Origin of the sequence: Sulfurimonas sp. SWIR-19 (assembly GCF_020410885.1) — a bacterium.
GTDB classification, from domain to species: Bacteria; Campylobacterota; Campylobacteria; order Campylobacterales; family Sulfurimonadaceae; genus Sulfurimonas; species Sulfurimonas sediminis.
Window position 1 is genome coordinate 507,648 of sequence record NZ_CP084578.1, and the last position, 17,972, is coordinate 525,619.

A 17,972-nucleotide genomic window follows, 5' to 3' on the forward strand; every position below is an offset into this window, starting at 1 on the left:
ATGTTGCAAAATCCGGATATTGCAAAGTTGTTACTACGGTTAAGTTTAGGTGTTTTGATACTTTTTCACGGAATTCATAAGCTTATATATGGAATTAGCGGTGTCAAAAGTATGGTTGTCAGTGCAGGCTTGCCTGAGTTTCTGGCCTATGGTGTGTATGTCGGAGAGTTGATTACGCCTATATTTATCATTTTAGGATTATATGCGAGAGTCGCGGCAGCCGTTTTGTCCGTGAATATGCTTGTTGCCATTTATCTGGCATACGGCTTTTCCCTGACACTCTCAAAATTTGGCGGTTTGGCTTGGGAAACCCCCTTGCTTTATTTGATAATGTCTTTACTTGTTGTCTTGCTTGGAAGCGGAAAATACGCCGTAAATTCCAAATAGAAAATGGAGATTTTAAAGCCTAAAGCCCGCACTGAAGTACGGGTTCGGAAAAAGCCGTTTAATCGGAATTGGTACTTTAGTGCCGACTGTTAGGGTGTAAAAGTTTAAATTTTATGAAGTGACAGGGAAAACTACGGATGTTTTACTTTGATAGTAGAATTCAAACTCCACCCGATAAGCAACATACAAACAATAACTCCGTATGCCGGTAGAATTTCATAGGCATTGAGCAGATAGACAAGCCAAAGAAGAATCGCTCCAAGCGGGGTAGGCACGCCTGTAAAATACTTGTCAACTGCTCCTGCATCGGTATGCAAATTAAAATGAATAAGACGGCGCAGTCCCGAAATCACATAGTATATACTGGCAATTGCCGCTAAAATCAGCCAAAATCCATGTAAAGAGGGTGCATAAGAGGCTTGAAAAATCAAAAATACAGGCACAAGTACAAAACTTAAAAAATCTGCAAAGCTGTCAAGCTGCACACCAAACTCATTGGACAGCTTATACTTTCTGGCAATTTTTCCGTCAAATATATCAAAAGCACCGCCTATCCATGCTAAAATTATCGCCACAGTAAAGTTGTTCTGTGTGATAAAATAAGTTGCAAGGAGTCCTGCTGTGATGTTGACAAAGGTAAACATATTTGCGAGGTTGAAGTGAGAAGAGGGTGTCCATAAAAATTTCATATAAGTAGTAGCCTTTGTAAAATATTAATGAAATTATAGCAAAATCATATTAAACAAAAGATATATTAATGATATATACTATCAATATCATTAAGCTCTCTGTAAGTAGAAGTGAATTATTATTTGCAAGTCAAAATTACAAATAGGAATTTTATGCTAAAAATTATTAGATTCAGTATATTATATTTTTCTTTTACAGCATTGCTGAGTGCTGCCGAACACACATCAGTCAATGAGAAACGTCTTCACTCTGTAAGAAAAAATATAGACAAAGAGGCTTTGATGCAGGTGAAAAAAGTTTCTGCAACAAATAATATTGAACATATGTTTGAAGATGCCAGAGTCTCAGGTCAGCTTAGGACCATGTTTGCCGGATATGAGCAAAAAGAACAAAATGTGGAGAATAATTATGCGACTGCAGTTGGCGGCAAATTAAAGTATGAGTTGGCAGAGTTGCAGGGTTTTAATGCGGGTGCGGCTGTTTACATATCACATGATCTTGGATTTGCAACAGGTGAGGGGACTCGGCACAACAGTGAACTCTCTTCAGGTGACGGCAGTTATACGCAGCTTGCCGAGGCATATATAAATTATAAATATAAAGCGTTTAATATAAGGGCAGGACGCCAGATTTTAGACACCCCATTGGCCGACAGTGATGATATACGTATGATAAGTAATACTTTTGAAGCGTATGTTGCATCTTATTCGGATGGCGGCTTGGAGATGATGGCCGGGAATATTCAGTCATGGCAGGGAGTTGATGCCGGACTGGATACTCCATGGGAAAAGACGGGTAGCCGAGGGACAAATTTTGGCGGTCTGAGTTATCATGATGTATGGGAATTAAATCTTTGGTATTATAATATTACAGATGTTACAAATGCATTTTACTTCGACGGAGGGATTCAGTACCATTTTAATGAGGATATGATACTTCACTGTGTTTTGCAGTATTTAAATGAAACAGAGTTGGATTCAAGTGCTTATGACACTACGATTTACGGCGGGTTGTTTGAATTTGTAGTAAAGGGAATCAGTTTGAGCATTGCCTATGACAAATCTTTAAACAAAGCTGCCACAGCAAGTTTTAGCGGATTTGGCGGAGGAACACTTTTTAGCAGTATGGATACACTCATATTGGATGATATTGCAGATGACAGGGATGCGCATGCTTTTGTATCCTCAATTGGTTATACAACAGATATTTTTACTCTCTTATATGCCTACGGTAATTTTAAAGGAAATGCAAACAGTTTGGGTGTGAAAGCACATATAATAGAACAAGATGTAAGTTTAGAGTATAATATAGACAATGAATTATTGTTTGCATGTGTATACAGTATGCAAAAAGATAAAGAAAACTTTGTAAATACAGACCATGACTGGAATCGTATACAGTTTATGGTTAATTATAATTTTTAAAAAAGATAAAGTGAATACAATGAAAAAATTAATAGACTGCGAAAAAGGTGAAAAAGTAAAGGTTTTAAAATTGGCAACAAATTATGACTTGAAACAAAGACTTATCTCCTTTGGAATAATGAAAGATACACAACTGCAGGTACTAGAGCATGCTCCAAGAAAAAAAACGATAGAAGTAAAAGTCGGTAAAATGCGAATTGCCTTACGTGCCGAAGAAGCAGAACTTATTGAGGTTGAAACAATATGAATGAAGAAACGAAAGTATGTCCCATTATTGCAAATCATATTAAAGTAGCACTGGTTGGACAGCCTAATGTCGGTAAAAGTATGCTGATTAATTCTGTGTCCAATGCACACTTACATGTAGGAAACTTTTCCGGTGTGACAGTGGATAAAACTGAGGTGCTTTTTGACTATAAAGAGTACCATTTTACTGTGGTTGATTTGCCGGGAACCTATGCTTTTACAGATTATACTATAGAAGAGAGAGTGACAAGAGATTATCTTTGTGCGGAAGACTATGATATTATTATCAATGTCGTAGATTCTACAAACTTAGAAAAAAACTTGCAGCTTACAGCAGAACTCTTTACCATGAGTAAGAAAATAGTTATTGCGCTCAATATGACAGATGAAGCAGAAAAAGAGGGTATTTATATAGATGCTGAGTATATGTCCGAGTTGCTAAATATCCCCTGTGTAAAAGTTTCTGCTGCTCAAAAAACAGGTATCGAAGAACTGATTGAAACCGTTGTTCGAGTACATGAGAAGCCTAAAGTTGAACCAAAGCTTGTTTTTAGTGAACCTGTGGAAGAAGAGATTGCAAATATAGTTGCCTATCTTAAAAAACATAAATATCAAGCAAAAAACAGTTATAGAAATATTGCTATAAATCTTTTAAAAGAAAACAGAAAAACCTATGAAAAACTGCATGATGATCCGATTTGGACAGAACTGCAGCCTATTTTGATAGAAGCATCCAAACATATAGAACTGCATCATGATACAGATGACATTAAAGAAGCTTTTGCGGAGGAGTATGCATCCTTTAACAGAGGTATTGTGGCTGAGGTTGTGAAGGTGGAAAAAGATCTCACAGAAGAAAAAACACTCACAGAAAGGATAGATTCAATTCTCATTCATCCTATATATGGAATTCCGATTTTTCTATTTTTAATGTGGGGATTATTTCAACTTACCTTTGTACTGGGTGCAGTACCTATGGAGTGGATTGACGGATTTTTTGGTTGGCTTGGAGATACGGTGGGTGCTACAATTGCCAATGAAGATATACGTTCTTTGGTTGTTGACGGGCTTATTGCAGGAGTGGGCGCGGTTGTACTTTTTACACCGAATATCATTATCCTGTTTATAGGGATAGCCTTGCTTGAGAGTACCGGTTACATGTCACGGGTCGCTTTTTTGCTCGATGGATTTTTTCACAAATTTGGTCTGCACGGGCAGAGTTTTATTCCTTTGGTAACCGGTTTTGGATGTTCCATTCCGGCTTATATGAGTGCGAGAATTCTTAAAAATGACAGAGACAGACTGCTCACACTCTTTATCATCAGTTTTATGTCCTGTGGGGCAAGACTCCCTGTATATGTCCTTTTTGCCGGTGCTTTTTTTAGTGAGTCAATTGCGGGTAATGTACTCTTTGCGATTTATATAACCGGAGCGATGCTCGGTCTCATTGCTGCCAAAGTTTTAAAAATGACAGCATTTAAAGGCGTAGATGAACCCTTTGTTATGGAGATGCCAAAGTACCGTTTGCCATCATTCAAACTTGTCTGGCATACGGTAGTTTCAAAAACATTGATGTATTTGAAAAAAGCGGGGACTTTTATTGCCGGAGCTACCATACTTATCTGGTTTTTGAGTAATTATCCGCACAATACAGAGTTAGAAAAAAAATATGATGTAAAAATAGAACAGGCACAAACAGCAGATGAAAAAGCGAAACTGACAAACGAATTTGCAAGTAAAAATTTACAACAGAGCTATTTGGGACGAATCGGCGCATTTTCCGAGCCACTTTTTCGTCCGCTTGGACTGGACTGGAAAATGGCGGTGGCACTTGAAACCGGTTTGGCGGCAAAAGAGGTTATTGTCTCAACGCTCGGTGTGTTGTATGCACTTGGTGAGAATGTCGATGAGACAACCTATTCGCTAAAAGATGCCATCAGCAAAAACATCTCCTTTGCATCAGCTGTGGCGTTTATAGTGATAATCATGGTATATCTGCCGTGTTTTGCCGCTTCTGTTGTATTTACCCGTGAAGCAGGTGGACTGAAGTATTTCTTTTATCTGTTGGCATTTACGAGTATTACGGCATATGTCCTTGCCTTTTTGGCATATCATATAACACTCTTGCTGGGTTATTAACCCATTATTAGATTAGATTGGTTAAAATAAATTATGCAAAAAATATTAATGATTGAAGATGACTTGGAACTGGCAGAGATACTTACAGAGTATCTCGAACAATTTGAGTTTGAGGTTGTCACTGAAGATGACCCTTTTAAAGCAGTAAGTATATTAAAGTTAGAGCCTTTTGACTTGGTTATACTGGACTTGACATTGCCGGGTATGGATGGACTTGAGGTATGCGAGGCAATTCGCGAACGACAGGATATTCCTATAATCATTTCAAGTGCACGAAGTGATGTGACAGACAAGATAAAAGCACTTGAACTCGGTGCGGATGATTACCTGCCAAAACCCTATGACCCGAGAGAACTTGAGGCAAGGATTCACTCAGTACTGCGTCGTTATGAGGCAAAAAGTGAAGAAAAAGCCGAATCCAAGAGTGATTTTAAATGCGATAAAGAGACAATGACCATTACTTATAAAGGTCGCAAAATTGAGCTGACAAATGCAGAGTTTGGAATATTGTCTTATATGATAAGCAGACAGGGTCTGGTTGTCTCTCGTGAAGATCTGATTCACAATGTCAATGCCATTAATGAAGACTCCTCCAACAAAAGTATAGATGTAATGGTCGGACGGATAAGAAACAAACTCGGAGACAAATCGCTTATAGAGTCTGTCCGCGGCGTAGGATACAAACTTCTCAAATGATAAAACGTCATGCTGTTTTATTCACGGTACTTTTTGCACTTGTTGTCTCTTTGACAAGTCTGAGTGCAATCTTTTGGGAGTTCTACAAACTCAACAAAGAACAGTATATCAACCACATTTTTACAAAATACTCAGTCATCACCCAAATATACCGTGAACATCAGCAGCGTCAAAGCTCTGAAATTATGCTTGAGGCAAATTTGGCTGTGTATAATCTTGAAGTCACCAAAGATGAAAAACTGAAAAAAGAGATATTTAAAAAAGGAAAAGTTCTCAAAAGAGAGGGGTTTAAAAGTTTTAAAACCTCCCTGCTTATCAATGACAAAGGCTTATACACGAAAAATATCGTAACAAACCTCAGAGCGACTATGATTCAGTATAAAAGAAATATCTACTTTCATATAGAAACACCGAGTGGTGATATCCTGATTAGAGACAATGATCTAAAACCTTACAGCTATATTAATCTGCTTTATTCGTATATAACAATATTTATGATTATCAGCCTCTCTTTTATTCTGATACTTCAAAGACTGCGTCCTCTCATTAGATTGAGAAAAAAGATTGAGTTGTACGGTAACGGAAATATGGACATCTCTTTTAAAACAAACCGTGAAGATGAAATCGGTGCTGTTGCAAATGAACTTGAAAATGCACGACAGAAAATAAACACTGTGTTGGAATCCCGCACACTCTTTTTGAGAAATTTGATGCATGAGCTCAAAACACCTATAGCCAAAGGGACTATCGCCACACAGATGCTTGATTCGCAAAAACAAAAAGACAGATTCAGCTCTATTTTTAAACGCCTGGAAACACTTGTGACTGAATTTGCAATGATAGAAGAGGTGACAAGTCTGAGCGATAAAAAAGATTTTTCCGAGTACAGGCTGCTTGATGTAATTGATGGAGCTATAGATATGGCTATGGTTGACAAAGAACATGTCACAGTAAAAATCAGCGGAAAAATAAAAGTACATGTAAACTACAGACTCTACACGACAGCTATTAAAAATATGATTGACAATGCCATGAAATATGCTAGTGATTCGCATATTACAATTCGCATGAATGACAAAAACGAACTTTGTTTTGAAAGCAAAGGCGCATGTCTTTCACATCCTCTACAGTATTATATAGAGCCCTTTACAAAAGACAACCCATCGAAAAACAGCTTTGGATTAGGACTCTATCTTGTTGACTCTATCCTCAAAGCACACGGACAGGTTTTGGCGCATGAGTATGAAAACGGAGTCAACCGTTTTATATTCGCATAAGTTTAAAAATGTAAACTAATGCAATGAATAGATACATGTACAGTTTCATATTATTTGTTTTTGCACTCTCTTTTTTTGCATTTGGCTGGGTCAGCCATACTGCCTATGTGCCCTATGAAAAAGAGCAGGAACAAACACTGCTTGATACAATTCACAAAAACAAAACTTTAAATGTTGTTCTGCTCAATGCTCCTTCGACCTACTATATAGGTCCGGACGGTCCACAGGGTTTTGAATATGATTTGTTGCAGTCATATGCAGAACATTTGGGAGTAGATTTAAATATTACAACAGCGCATACTGTCAAAGAAGCAATTGCACTCTCCAAAAACCCAAATATTCATATCACCTCTGCATCTTTGTCAAAAACACCACAAAGAGAAAAAAAATTTCACTTTGGACCTTCGTATTTTGAAGTCGAAGAGCAGGTGATTTGTAACAGAGGAATGTTGCGCGGATCAAATTTTCCAAGAAATGTGGAGGAGTTGGCAGGATTAAATATAATGGTAGGGGCTGACACAAGTTACAGTGAAACCATAAAATCACTTCAGGCAGACGGATATGAGATAAATGCAACGACAACTTCAGAGTACTCAACAGAAGAGTTACTTGAAAAGGTTGCCAAACATGAGATAGACTGTACAATAGCTGATTCAAATATTTATGCACTTAATTTGCGATATTTTCCTGAAATAGCACTTGCTTTTTCCATCAGTAAACGGGAACAGCTGGCATGGCTGCTCCCAAAAAATGCAAAAGAACTTGAAGCTGACATGTATGCCTGGCTCAATGATTACAACCAAAAAGGCAAGATGACACAGCTTAAAGACCACTATTACAGCTATATTCTTTTCTTTGATTATTATAATACAAAAATGTTTTACAAAAGAATGAAAAGCAGACTGCCAAAGTATGAAAAATATTTTAAGTATGCTGCAAAAAGATTTGATATTCCGTGGACACTGCTGGCATCTGTTTCGTATCAGGAATCACACTGGAATGCAAAAGCCAAAAGTTTTACAGGTGTTCGCGGGTTGATGATGCTGACACAGCGTACAGCAAAGATGTTAGGTGTGAAAAACAGATTGAATCCCAAAGAGAGTGTCATTGGCGGTACACGGCATTTAAAACAGATGATAAAATTTGTTCCCAAAGAGGTAGAAGGGGAGAACAGACTAAAATTTGCCCTGGCTGCTTACAATATAGGTATGGGGCATATAAAAGATGCGCAAAAATTAGCAAAAAAACTTGGGCTAAACCCAAATATCTGGAGTGATTTGAAAATAGTACTGCCTCTGCTCTCGCAAAAAAAGTACTACAGAACTTTGAAATACGGGTATGCAAGAGGGGCAGAGCCTGTAAAATATGTTGAGTCTATCTATAACTATAAGGATATTTTAGATAAACAAAACAAGGTGTTGAAAACTGATCTAGTGACTTCCAAGCTCCCCTAAAAATGTTTCCATATCATATTTTGTTCTGTATTCCGGAGTCATTATATGAATAAGTATGTCACCTAAATCAACCACAATCCAGTCACCGCTTTCATCTACATTGTTAAAATGTTCGGCAGGTTTGAGCTCATTTTTTAAATGGTCCAAAAGTGCAGTTGTATGTTTTTGTCCGAGTGAAGAGGCTATAACCGCATAATCAACGAAATAGTTTTTGTCACGAAGGTCAAAAACCTCTATGGATTCCGCTTTGTTTTTATCGAGTGTGTTTACTATGTTTTGTATTCTGTCTTGCATTGTGTTCCTTGTAATATTGTGTTATTTCGTCTCTGACTTTTTCTGGTATTTTTGAACTGTCAAAATTTTCTCTTAAGCCTGATGAAGATATATCTTCATCTATATCAAGTTGAATGAAATTTTTCGGTATTTTTACAGCATCTCTTGTGACAACAATAAAAGTTACCAGTTTTTTCAGTTCATCATAAGCATACCATTGATGCAGTGAAGCTAAATTGTCCGCACCTATAACCAGATAGACTTTGTCATAACATTTGAGTAAATGTTTGACGGTCGTAATCGTCGGTACTTTTCTTTTCAGCTTCACTTCATAGGCACTGACTTCCACATCTTCGTAAGAAGCAAAAATATCTTTGAGCCATTGGAGTCGTAATTCAGCCGGAGCTGTAAAAGTTTTTTTAAACGGATTTAGAAAAGTAGGCATTACAACTACTTTATCGATAAATTCCAGTTTTCTTAAAGCCTTGACTATTGCTTCATGTGCGATGTGAGGAGGGTCAAATGAGCCCCCGTAAAGTGCTATCGTTTTCATTTAATGCGAATTATAACTAATTTTGGATAAAATTACCCAATTATTTTATATTAGGAACTATAATGGCACTAAAAATAGCAATTAACGGATTTGGTAGAATAGGTCGTTGTGTAGCACGTATTGCACACAAAAGAGATGATGTGGAAGTTGTCGCTATAAATGACACTGCAAATATAGATATGATGATCTATCTATTGAAAAATGATTCTGTTCACGGAACATTTGAGAGCGAAGTTGTGCAGCTTGATGATGAAAACATTGCAATTGACGGTAAAAAAATAAGAGTTTTTTCTGATCGTGACCCAAAAAACCTGAAGTTTGCCGAATGTGGCGCTGAGATGGTTCTGGAGTGTACCGGTGTCTTTTTGACACAGGAGTCTGCACAGGTGCATATTGACAATGGTATACAAAAAGTTCTTTTTTCTGCTCCTGCAAAAGACAAAGCAACACCGACATTTGTAATGGGCGTCAATGAAGAAAAATATGCGGGACAAAAAATCGTCTCCAATGCTTCTTGTACAACAAACTGTCTGGGACCTGTTGCCCGTGTTCTTGATGATGCTTTTGGTATTGAAAAAGGCTTAATGACAACGATTCACTCGTATACAAATGATCAAAATATTTTAGATGTGAAACACAACAAAGACAAACGCCGTGCACGTGCCGGTGCTATCAATATGATTCCAACGACAACAGGGGCTGCAAAAGCCATCAGTCTTGTTATGCCTCAGCTTGAAGGAAAACTGCATGGGCAGTCAGTACGTGTACCGACACCTGATGTTTCTATGGTTGATTTAAATGTTGTCGTTTCAAAAAATACAACAAAAGAAGAAGTGACGGCTGTCTTTAACGAAATGGCCGATACAAGACTCAAAGGGCTTTTGCATATGGATAAAGAGATGTGTGTTTCTCAGGATTTTGTAGGCTCTCAGTACAGTGCAATCGTAGCAGAAGATTTAACACAGGTAATCGGAGGCAATATGATAAAAGTTATGGCATGGTATGACAATGAGTGGGGTTATTCGTCACGACTCTTAGATATGGCTCTTCATATTTCGAAATAGGATAAAAAATTTGGAACTATTACATCTTAAAAAATTAGATATAGCAAATAAGAAAGTCTTCATTCGATGTGACTTTAATGTACCTATGGATGAGTTTGGAAACATCGCAGATGACCGTAGAATCCGATCTGCTATCGCCACTATAAACTACTGTCTTGATTTGGACTGTGCTGTTATATTGGCATCTCATCTGGGGCGTCCGAAAGGAGAAGTTGTAGAAAAATACTCCTTAGCTCCTGTTGCGAGACGTTTACAACAACTTTTAAAGCGCCATGTAGCGTTGGCAAAAGATGTTGTCGGTGAAGATGCTATGCAAAAAGCAAAAGATTTACCTCGACATGAAGTACTTTTGCTTGAAAATTTACGCTTTGAGCCGGGGGAGACAAAAGATGATGAAGCGTTGTCAAAAAAACTGGCATCAATGGCCGAGTTTTATGTCAACGATGCTTTTGGTGTCAGTCACCGAGCGCATGCATCTGTACACGGCATTACAAAGTTTTTTGATAACGAACACAAAGCAGCCGGCTTTTTGCTCGAGCGTGAGATTCAGTACTTTTCAAAACTTATGAACAATCCTGTCCGTCCGTTTGCCGCTATTATCGGTGGAAGCAAAGTCTCTGGAAAGCTTGAAGCGCTTGTAAACCTGCTGCCTAGAGTTGACAAAGTGTTCATCGGCGGAGGTATGGCTTTTACATTTTTAAAACAGATGGGATACGAAATAGGTGCTTCACTTGTTGAAGATGACTTACTTGATGAAGCACAAAATATTATGGATGAAGCAAAAAGACTGGGTGTGAAATTTTATCTGCCGGTGGATGTTATAGCAGCGGAAAAATTTTCTGAAGATGCTGTCAGTAAAATTGTCACAGCACAGGAGATTCCACAAAACTGGATGGGACTTGACATCGGTCCTGCAACTGTAAGACTTTACAGAGAGGCGCTCAATGATGTGCAGACAGTACTGTGGAATGGTCCGATGGGTGTCTATGAAATGGAAAAATTTGCCAGAGGTTCTTCAAAAATAGCACATTTTGTAGCAGATACCTATGCCACGACAGTCGTAGGTGGTGGAGATACTGCTGATTTGGTCAAAAGAGTGGGTGTTGATGATGATATCAGCTTCATCTCTACAGGCGGTGGAGCTTCTTTGGAGTTGCTTGAGGGTAAAGTACTTCCTGGAGTTGAGCCGTTAATGGTTAAAATCACAGAAAAAGAGGACTAAGATGATTATTGCAGCGAATTTGAAAACAAACCTTACAAGAAAAGCGACACACAAATATATGCAAGAGTTGGATTCCTGTGTGCAGAAGAGTTCTCAAGAGGTTATTGTTTTTCCTGCAATATCATCCCTTGATGCTTATAAGACGGATATCACTGTAGGTGCCCAAAATGCATACCCTGTTGAGAAAGGAGCATTTACCGGTGAAATCGGGCTGGAACATCTTACAGAGTTTGGCATCAAAACTATACTGATAGGACACAGTGAACGTCGTCATATCTTGGGTGAATCCCAAGAATTCATAGCTGAAAAGTTTCACTATTTTAAAGAGCAGGATTTTAGGATTATCTATTGCGTAGGCGAACCGCTTGCTGTAAGAGAGTCCTCAAAAGAGGAGATGCTTGCGTATTTGTATCAGCAGTATGAAGGTATAGATACCCAGTATAAAAACCTGATTATTGCCTATGAACCTGTTTGGGCAATAGGTACGGGCAAAATACCGACGTTGGAGGATATAGCAGATATTCACTCCGAATTGAAGAAAAAATCATCTGCACCGCTTTTGTACGGCGGCAGTGTGAAAGTCAACAATGTTAAAGATATTTTGCAGGTAGAAAATATCGACGGTGTTTTGGTAGGAAGCGCAGCTCTGTATGCAGACCACTTTTGTTCAATGATACAAGCAGCAGAGGAATTAGAAAAAAATTAAGGCAAGATTGAGACCTTGCTTGCGAAGAATTTATAATGTTTTTCGGAACCCAGGCTTCAGCCTGGGCTATGTGTCTGAAAAAACTAAAATTTAAATATAAAAGGAAAAGACAAAGATGATAATGAAAGGAAAAAAAGGCTTAATAGTAGGTCTGGCAAACAATAAATCTATAGCATACGGCATAGCAAAAGCCTGTGCGGCACAGGGAGCTGAGATGGCTTTTACATACTTGAATGATGCCCTGAAAAAGAGAGTAGAACCCATAGCAAAAGAGTTTGGCAGTGATTATGTGTATGAGTTGGATGTCTCAAATGAAGAGCATATGTCCGGGATTGCTGCTAAAATTGAAAAAGATTTCGGGAAAATAGACTTTTTGGTTCACTCAGTTGCTTTTGCACCAAAAGAGGCACTCTCTGCACCTTTTATGAAAACAACAAAAAGTGCATTTCAGATTGCTATGGATATTTCTGTCTACTCTTTTATTGATTTGACCAACCGTTTGGAATCTGTTTTGTCTGATGATGCTTCCATCTTGACACTTTCCTATCTTGGCGGACCAAAATACATTGTAAATTATAATGTCATGGGTGTGGCAAAAGCAGCCTTGGAGTCGAGCGTACGCTATATGGCGGTTGAACTCGGTGCAAAAGGGCAGCGTGTCAATGCTATCTCTGCCGGACCTATCAAAACACTTGCTGCCGCAGGAATAGGTGATTTTAAGCAGATACTGAACTGGAATGAAACAAATGCTCCATTGAAGCGAAATGTAACCATAGACGAAGTCGGAAATTCTGCGATGTATCTGCTTAGTAATCTAAGCTCAGGTGTAACAGGCGAAGTGCATTATGTTGATGCAGGGTACAACATCATGGGTATGGCAGCCGCAGCCACTAACGAAGAAGGCAAAACCGTCTTGGCATGGGATACAAGAAATCAATAAAGTAGAGTCGGCACTGAAGTACCGATTCCGAAAACCTTGGAACCCATCCTTTAGGGTGGGCGAAACGGCTTAAAAGCTTTGGTTCCCTATAACCGGCATACTTTCTAACTTCTTCACATTAGAATCTTTGTTGTCATTTGGATGTGCTTTCATATAAGCCGCTGCTTTGTCAACATACTCTTGAAGTGTAAAGTTTCTTTCCTTCTCCTCTACATATTTTTCTTCCGTATCGTTGCTAGTGTTTGTAGCGTTTACGTTTACTTTTTTCATGTATTTCTTTTGCACTTTTTTGTCTTCATTTACAGTAGGTGTCCACTCATTTTTGAGCCAACTGTCAAGACTTTTTTGCATTAACCCCGGTTTGGCTTTGCCGTTTGAGTTACTTATCTTATTTAAATCACTGTTTTGTGATGGTGCTACAAGAGCGTCTGTTGCGCATCCACTGAGTAATACAAAGAGTGATATTGTTAGTGATGTTGTAATTAATTGTTTCATATTGTAATTATATCTTATTTTGTGTAATAATTCATCTTTTTAATGAAAAGTTAAGAGTTGATTATGCTATACTACCCGTGAAATTTGTAAAAGGATAAGGAGAAAATATGAAATTTACAAAAATGAGTTTGGTGGCAGCGCTACTAATAGGTTCAAGTGCATTTGCAATTGAAAACACAAAAGTTAGTGGTGATGCTAACTTGTTTTATGAAACAACTGATGCCGGAAGTAATTCTTTTTTTGATAAAGACAACAGTTCAGCAGATGCCTCAATCAACTTAAATGTTACAACTGATTTAGTAAAAAACTCAACTGTAGCAATTAGTGCTGGTGCTGGCTATACAGTACTTACAACATTAGGTTTAGAACAAAATCTTGTAAGCAGTGTATGGGGTGGTGCACATGGCATTACTCCTAATACATCAAGTCGCGGTGCACATGTAAATACTCCTAACTGGATGAATGAAGCATGGATTGCAGCAACTGCAGGAAAAACTACAGCAAAACTTGGGCGTATGGAATTAGATACACCATTAGCATTTACAGAAACATGGTCAATTGAAAAAAATACTTTTGAAGCAGCTGTAGTTATCAATCAAGATCTTCCAGACACTACTTTAGTAGGTGCATATGTAGGTAACGGAAATGGTACAGAAAGTCTTGGTGGATCATCTTTGGCAGCAGGTCCAGTTGCAACAGCAGCTTTAGTAAATGAAGGTGGTAAGTTTGATACATATGGTAAATCAGGAGCATATGCTGTTGGTGTTATCAATAACTCTTTTAAACCATTAACTGCACAAGCGTGGTATTACAGTGTTACTGCAGTTGCAGATGCTTATTGGTTACAAGCTGATTTAGATGCTAGCGGCTTAGGTGTAGCAGGTCTTACTCTAGGTGCACAATATTCTAATATTAAATCTGTAGCAAGTGGAGCAAAAGCTGATGATGTATATGCTTTACAGGTAGGATACGAAATGAAAGATCTTTTTGCTGCAAGTTTGTCTTTCTCATCAGTAAATAAAGGTGGTTCAATCGGTTATGCCGGTTTCAATACTGCAACAGCAGCGGGAACTGCACAAACAAAACTTTACACAGAAGTATGGTGGAATTATGGACAGGTTACTATGAGTGATACTGATTCAATCCACTTAACAGTTACATCACCTGTACAAGGTTTATTTGATTTAGGTGTATACTATACAGATGTAAATCATAAAGCTGCAGGTAGTCAAGATCTAAAAGAACTTACAGTAACTGCTGGTAAATCATTTGGACCATTAGATGCAACATTAGTGTTTATCAATACAGATGCAGCAACAAATGACAATATAGTACAAGCATATTTAACTTTAAACTTCTAGTCTAAACTTTTTACCCTAGAACTTTTTACTAGCTCCCTCTGGGAGTTAGTTTTCTCCACCCTCTCAAAACAACTCAAACAAATAGATTTTTTAACTTATGCTATAATATGTCTATGGCAAAAATAGATGAAATAAAATTATATCTTGAGTATAGACGAAAGAGTTTATGACACTTTTGATAAAAAAAATAGCCTACATACTTTTTATGTTGCTCCTCATCTCAATTATTTCTTTTTTAGCGATTCATGCTGCCCCAAACAGTTTTTTCGGGGCAGGGGAATTGAATCCAAATATGACAAAAGAGGCTATTGAAAAGCTAAAAGCCGTTTATGGACTGGACAAACCGCTTTTTGAGCAGTATATTTCTTGGGTTAAAAATATACTTACGCTTAACTTTGGTATCTCTTTTGTCAGCGGGCAGGATGTAAGCGGTGAGATACTTAAACGCTTGCCTATTACGCTGTGGATGAATATTATCTCTTTAGTATTTGTTTTTGTACTCTCTTTGTACCTTGGTGTCAAAGCGGCACTCTCTTATGAACAAAAGAGCGACTATATCATTCGTCAAATCTCTTTGGTCTCTTTTTCTATGCCTTCATTTTATCTTGCACTGCTTTTTATTATCTTCTTTTCTATAAAACTGGAGTGGTTTCCTATAGCCGGGCTTCATTCTATTGAAGCGAAAGAAGGGTTTGCAAATTATTTGGATATGGCATGGCATGTGACTTTGCCAGTGTCAGTAATGATTTTTACAGGCCTGGGAAGTATGATAATTTACATCCGGTCACTGACTCTGGAGATACTCAAAAGTGATTATTACTTTTTTGCACGTGCCCGTGGCTTAGAAAAAAAAGAGCTGTTGCGGTATTATATTTTACCAAATTTGATGCCACCTGTTATAACTCTGTTGGGGCTTTCTTTACCCGGACTCATCGGTGGGAGTATTATTTTGGAATCTATTTTCGGCATAGAGGGGATGGGACAACTTTTCTATATTTCTGCACTCTCCAGGGATTATCCTATAATTATGGGGATTTTGATGATAACGGCGTTGTTGACGCTTGTGGGGAATATGTTAGCAGATCTACTTTTGTTGAAATTAAATCCTTATATGAATAGAACATAAGCAAGCAAGAACAGTCGGCACTAAAGTACCGATTCCGAGAATTTCCAATCATTTTGGAACCCGTACTTCAGTGCGGGCGAGAGCGGCAGGCAAGTTGCAACACTCGGCACTAAAGTACCGATTCCGAAAACTTTTCTAGTTAAAAAGCGCCTCCAACGCATCAACACTCTCTTTTTTCCTGACTTTCTCATATGGACACACATTTTTTAAGTGTTGATTGCATCATAAACCTTTTGCTGTATCTCATCAAACGATAAAGTATAGAACTTCCCCTTGACATTGAGAGCAAACATATGTTTAATAATATCGCGGAGCAGTTTTTGAGAAAAATTAAATTTTACATTGCCTAATTTCAACCTTCTCTCAAACTCTTTATAGACAGCATACGATACAAACGAAATAAGAACATGCGCCTTTATCCTCTCTTCAATTCTATGATATATAGGTCTTATGCGCAAATCTGTCTTTGATATTCTAAATGCCTTCTCAACATCATATTGATTCTGATAGTGTGCTATAACATCATTGGCTGAGAGTGTAAAATCATTTGTTGCAAACCCTTTAATACCATCAAGTCTCTCATCTTGCATTACTCTGTCTGGATTGAGTTTGTATTTGATATTGCATTTATCATCAATATCCAAATATTTTGCATAGTATGAGAGTTTTAAGTCACTCTTGGTGATATTTTTCTTTGAGAGTTTTGCTTTGATTTTTTCTAATGCTTTTTCTCTTGTTCTTTTATCTTTTTTGGCCCGTTTGGTAGAGTAAGAGAGAATAAGCTTTTGTTTGATGTGGAGTATTTGTTTTTTATCATTTTCATCTTTATAGGGTATCTCTTTTTCAATCTCTATTGTATGAATAGTTCCATTATCAAGAAAGGTTAAATTTGCAATACGTTCTTTGAGATTATTGTCAATATTTTTGATCTTATAGGCAAGGATATATTTGTAGCCATTATTTTCTAAAAAAGCTATATTTGCATGTGTAAGCATTCCTCTGTCAGCTACAACGATTGGTTTGTTTTTGAGATGAAATCTTGTTTGGAATTTTTGCAGTATATCAACAAGAGTATGCCCTTCATATTTATTTCCCTCATATAGCTCAAAGCTCAGTGGATGCCCCTCTAAGGTTGTAAACAATCCCAGCAGTATTTGGGGACGGGCAAGTTTTCCCTCTTTGGAAAATCCTATGCGTCTTAAGTCATCTTCGCTCTCACTCTCAAAGTATAATGTTGTTACATCATAAAAGGTTACCGTGATAGCACCTTGCATTATTTTTTTGGTATGCTCAAACACGCACTGCTCTATTTGTTGTTTTATCTCCTCTTGGTAGATAGTATCTAGAAAGCGGTAGATTCTGTTTTTATCAATCTTTTCTTTTTTAAAATATTCAAGATAATCTATAAGGTAGAGCTTACTGCCAGGATAGAGTATTCTTGATATAACAAGCGATTTAAAAAGCTGCATCTTTTGAAAATCTAAAGCGATTTTATCGCATCCTAAATATTTGAATATTTTGCCATAAATAAGTTCATCACCTATAGGTGTTACATCTCTGTTTGCCAATGAAATAAACTCTAAATTATTTTGCTTGTCATCATCTTTTATAGTGTCAAAGAGTGTTGGATAGAGTTCTTTGTTTAATTCTTCTAATCGTTTTTGTGCTATCTCAAGATAGATTCTTTTTTCATCATCATTTTTGACACAGGCAATAGTCTCTACTACCTTATATTGCCGATGAGTCCTGTCTATGATTTGAATACTGATAGTTCCACTACTGTTTTTCTTTTGGCGAATATGCAAACTCATAGGCAAATTGTAACAAATTTATGAAGCCCGGACACACACTTTTTAGATTTTAATGGCTTTTAAATCCCTAAAATAAGGGATTCGTGTTTTTAAAAAATTAGATTTTTT

General features: G+C 37.5%; 18 protein-coding genes. 13 read left to right on the plus strand and 5 right to left on the minus strand.

Annotation, left to right across the window (positions count from 1 at the left end):
• Positions 1-387, plus strand: a complete 387-nt coding sequence (locus tag LCX93_RS02655; protein WP_226068155.1) for a DoxX family protein — start codon at positions 1-3, stop codon at positions 385-387.
• Between the two features lie 131 nt (positions 388-518).
• On the opposite strand, the gene LCX93_RS02660 is transcribed toward LCX93_RS02655, so the two are convergent.
• Positions 519-1,076, minus strand: a complete 558-nt coding sequence (locus tag LCX93_RS02660) for a CDP-alcohol phosphatidyltransferase family protein (protein ID WP_226068157.1) — start codon at positions 1,074-1,076, stop codon at positions 519-521.
• Positions 1,077-1,229: 153 nt separating this feature from the next.
• Between LCX93_RS02660 and LCX93_RS02665 the strand changes: the two genes are divergently transcribed.
• Genes LCX93_RS02665 through mltF form a run of 6 tightly spaced genes read left to right on the plus strand, consistent with a single transcriptional unit; the run spans position 1,230 to position 8,313 of the window.
• A complete protein-coding gene (locus LCX93_RS02665) occupies positions 1,230-2,501 on the plus strand; it encodes an OprD family outer membrane porin (RefSeq protein WP_226068166.1) in 1,272 nt (423 codons plus the stop codon).
• A 19-nt stretch (positions 2,502-2,520) separates the two neighbouring features.
• Positions 2,521-2,748 carry a FeoA family protein gene (locus LCX93_RS02670; RefSeq protein ID WP_151900967.1) on the plus strand — a complete coding sequence of 76 codons (228 nt, stop codon included), beginning with the start codon at positions 2,521-2,523 and terminating at the stop codon, positions 2,746-2,748.
• Positions 2,745-4,886: a ferrous iron transport protein B gene (feoB, locus tag LCX93_RS02675; RefSeq protein ID WP_226068168.1), complete on the plus strand. Its 2,142-nt coding sequence runs from the start codon at positions 2,745-2,747 to the stop codon at positions 4,884-4,886. Before LCX93_RS02670 ends, feoB begins: the two co-directional genes overlap by 4 nt.
• Positions 4,887-4,919: 33 nt before the next feature.
• Complete coding sequence (locus LCX93_RS02680; RefSeq protein ID WP_226068170.1) at positions 4,920-5,582, plus strand: response regulator transcription factor; 663 nt, start codon at positions 4,920-4,922, stop codon at positions 5,580-5,582.
• Positions 5,579-6,859 carry an ArsS family sensor histidine kinase gene (locus tag LCX93_RS02685; RefSeq protein WP_226068172.1) on the plus strand — a complete coding sequence of 427 codons (1,281 nt, stop codon included), beginning with the start codon at positions 5,579-5,581 and terminating at the stop codon, positions 6,857-6,859. Before LCX93_RS02680 ends, LCX93_RS02685 begins: the two co-directional genes overlap by 4 nt.
• A gap of 23 nt (positions 6,860-6,882) precedes the next feature.
• Entirely contained in the window at positions 6,883-8,313 is a 1,431-nt protein-coding gene (gene mltF / locus LCX93_RS02690; RefSeq protein ID WP_226068174.1) for a membrane-bound lytic murein transglycosylase MltF, read from the plus strand.
• On the opposite strand, the gene rsfS is transcribed toward mltF, so the two are convergent.
• Positions 8,290-8,607, minus strand: a complete 318-nt coding sequence (gene rsfS / locus LCX93_RS02695; RefSeq protein ID WP_151900963.1) for a ribosome silencing factor — start codon at positions 8,605-8,607, stop codon at positions 8,290-8,292. The genes mltF and rsfS overlap by 24 nt on opposite strands.
• Positions 8,567-9,139: a nicotinate (nicotinamide) nucleotide adenylyltransferase gene (gene nadD / locus LCX93_RS02700; protein WP_226068183.1), complete on the minus strand. Its 573-nt coding sequence runs from the start codon at positions 9,137-9,139 to the stop codon at positions 8,567-8,569. The genes rsfS and nadD overlap by 41 nt, the downstream gene beginning before the upstream one ends.
• A gap of 62 nt (positions 9,140-9,201) precedes the next feature.
• Here nadD and gap point away from each other — a divergent pair, with 62 nt between their 5' ends.
• From gap to fabI, 4 genes are all read left to right on the plus strand, one after another.
• A complete protein-coding gene (gap, locus tag LCX93_RS02705) occupies positions 9,202-10,203 on the plus strand; it encodes a type I glyceraldehyde-3-phosphate dehydrogenase (protein WP_226068185.1) in 1,002 nt (333 codons plus the stop codon).
• 10 nt (positions 10,204-10,213) lie between these two features.
• Entirely contained in the window at positions 10,214-11,425 is a 1,212-nt protein-coding gene (locus LCX93_RS02710) for a phosphoglycerate kinase (RefSeq protein WP_226068187.1), read from the plus strand.
• A 1-nt stretch (position 11,426) separates the two neighbouring features.
• Positions 11,427-12,131, plus strand: a complete 705-nt coding sequence (locus LCX93_RS02715) for a triose-phosphate isomerase (RefSeq protein ID WP_226068196.1) — start codon at positions 11,427-11,429, stop codon at positions 12,129-12,131.
• Positions 12,132-12,246: 115 nt separating this feature from the next.
• A complete protein-coding gene (gene fabI, locus LCX93_RS02720) occupies positions 12,247-13,071 on the plus strand; it encodes an enoyl-ACP reductase FabI (RefSeq protein WP_193151265.1) in 825 nt (274 codons plus the stop codon).
• A 69-nt stretch (positions 13,072-13,140) separates the two neighbouring features.
• Here the strand turns inward: fabI and LCX93_RS02725 are convergent, their stop codons facing one another.
• Positions 13,141-13,566 (minus strand): hypothetical protein, encoded by a 426-nt coding sequence (locus LCX93_RS02725; RefSeq protein ID WP_226068198.1) that lies wholly within the window; start codon positions 13,564-13,566, stop codon positions 13,141-13,143.
• 107 nt (positions 13,567-13,673) lie between these two features.
• Here LCX93_RS02725 and LCX93_RS02730 point away from each other — a divergent pair, with 107 nt between their 5' ends.
• The gene (locus LCX93_RS02730) at positions 13,674-14,927 is read left to right on the plus strand and encodes an OprD family porin (RefSeq protein WP_226068200.1); all 1,254 of its coding nucleotides are present in this window, start codon (positions 13,674-13,676) and stop codon (positions 14,925-14,927) included.
• Between the two features lie 166 nt (positions 14,928-15,093).
• A complete protein-coding gene (locus tag LCX93_RS02735; RefSeq protein ID WP_226068202.1) occupies positions 15,094-16,053 on the plus strand; it encodes an ABC transporter permease in 960 nt (319 codons plus the stop codon).
• Between the two features lie 206 nt (positions 16,054-16,259).
• Here the strand turns inward: LCX93_RS02735 and LCX93_RS02740 are convergent, their stop codons facing one another.
• Entirely contained in the window at positions 16,260-17,858 is a 1,599-nt protein-coding gene (locus tag LCX93_RS02740) for an IS1634 family transposase (protein WP_502988722.1), read from the minus strand.
• Positions 17,859-17,972: the final 114 nt, after the last annotated feature.